This is a genomic window from Vibrio sp. 2033, from assembly GCF_033339735.1.
In genome coordinates this window covers 1-1,475 of record NZ_JAWOVC010000079.1, presented here as the reverse complement: position 1 = coordinate 1,475, position 1,475 = coordinate 1, and the positions used below count along the sequence as shown (strand labels likewise).

Annotated in this window: 2 protein-coding genes; both read right to left on the bottom strand. The window is 50.0% G+C overall.

Translation table 11 applies throughout. The features are described 5' to 3' along the window. On the bottom strand, positions 1-605 hold a 605-nt coding region (galK, locus tag R7P74_RS24710), incomplete at its 3' end, for a galactokinase (protein ID WP_318123286.1). A 109-nt stretch (positions 606-714) separates the two neighbouring features. Continuing rightward, positions 715-1,475, bottom strand: a 761-nt coding sequence (locus tag R7P74_RS24705; protein ID WP_318123285.1) for a UDP-glucose--hexose-1-phosphate uridylyltransferase, incomplete at its 5' end; no start/stop codon positions are given.

The window sequence follows — 1,475 nt, the reverse complement described above, 5'->3', positions numbered from 1 at the left end:
ATAGAGACTGCTTCAGTTTCAAGGCTACGGCAATCTAATAGCATCGCATGATTTTCACGCCCTTCCGCTGAAATCATTTGATCCATGATGCCGCAGTTGCAACCGACGAATTCGTTCTCAGCTTGCTGACCGTTTAACGCAATTTCGGCTTGGCTGATCTCAAGATTGAACAGCACTTTGAACGTCTCGCCAATCACCACTTCCAACGCCGCCGATGAGCTCAACCCCGCGACTTGAGGTACGTTGCCGCTGACTGAAATATCCGCCCCAGTAAACTGGTAGCCACGCGCCAGAAGACACTTCACCACGCCGCGAATGTAGTTCGCCCACATTTTGTCTTGCTGGAAGGTAATGGCTTGCGTGATATCGAATTCATCCACTGCGTTGCCATAATCGACCGAGACCACACGCACGATATTGTCTTCACGCTTTGCCGCCGCCACGACCGTTTGGTAGTTAATGGCACACGGTAGGACAAAACCATCGTTGTAATCGGTGTGCTCACCAATCAAGTTCACACGACCAGGCGCTTGAATAATATGGCTAGGTCCGTAGCCCAACACTTGCTCAAATGACGCTTTCACATTGTGGATAAGTTCAGACATAGGGACGTTCTCTTAAAATAGTAATTTGTGTGGGATAGCGCGTTGAGCCTAACTTTCTATCTGTAAAGTCGCGCTATCCCGTTATTCGTAATCAGTCCAATTTAAAGACTTAGCATTCTTTGTAGTGGACATCTCTCACATCACGCAGACGCTGCGCCGCTTGCTCTGCGGTCAGGTCACGTTGGCTTTCTGCCAGCATTTCGTAGCCCACCATGAACTTACGAACCGTGGCACTGCGCAGTAGTGGCGGATAAAAAAGCGCATGAAGCTGCCAATGGTCGATGTCTGTGCCTTCGTCAAAAAACGGCGCGTAGTGCCAGCCCATCGAGTAAGGGAAAGAGCATTGGAATAAATTGTCGTAACGGCTGGTCAGCTTCTTAATCGCTCGCGCTAAATCGTCTCGTTGCTCATCGCTGAGTTCGCTCATGCGACGAATGTGCGTTTTCGGCAACAACATGGTTTCGAACGGCCAAGCAGCCCAGTAAGGCACCACCGCCAGCCAGTGTTCGGTTTCCACCACAATACGTGAACCGTCTTTGAGTTCCGCTTGCACGTAATCCACCAGCAAGTTGCTGCCGTGTTCTTGGTAGTACGCTTTTAGGTTGTGCTCTTTGCGCTCGATCTCATTTGGTAAGAAGCTGTTCGCCCAGATTTGACCGTGTGGATGCGGCTGAGAACAGCCCATGGTTTCACCTTTGTTTTCGAACGCCTGAACCCAAACGTACTCTTTGCCGAGCTCTTCAATTTGCTCATTCCATGTATCAATCACGCCACGAATTTTATCCACTGGCAGCTCCGGTAAGGTTTTGCTGTGATCTGGCGAGAAGCAAATCACTCGGCTCAAACCACGCACGCCTTGCGTTTTGAATA